At 55.1% G+C, this 390-nt stretch carries 1 protein-coding gene; it reads left to right on the forward strand.

Annotated features, from left to right (window positions below):
* Positions 1-199, forward strand: a 199-nt coding sequence (locus CVN76_RS00555) for an Lrp/AsnC ligand binding domain-containing protein (RefSeq protein ID WP_198512393.1), incomplete at its 5' end; no start/stop codon positions are given.
* Positions 200-390: the final 191 nt, after the last annotated feature.

Genomic DNA, 390 nt, shown 5'->3' on the forward strand with positions numbered 1-390 from the left:
GGCGCAAAGCGTGTTGCAACAGCTGCGCGGCGAGCCTGCGGTGTTTACCCTGCACACTACCAACGGCAAGTGGGACATTCTGGTGGAGATCCGCACCGACAGCCTGGAGAACTTCGACAAAATCCTCGGCCGTATTCGGCGCATTGCCGGCATTTCCAGCACCGAAACCAGCATCCTGCTGTCGACGCACAAGGCCTAGCTTACTGCTTAGCTCGACGGAACATCGCCTCAAGCATTTCCAAAAACACGCCCATTAAAGCAAGAGGTGCCTTTTTACGCCTGTCCTTGGCCGTTTGCCGCTTTAGTTCGCGGGTTACCATGACCGTTTATGCGTTTATCGGTAACAGGACAAGGTGCTTGGCAGTGGGAAAACCCTTTTTACGCAGTGGC

This window comes from Bacillus sp. mrc49 (assembly GCF_002803435.1).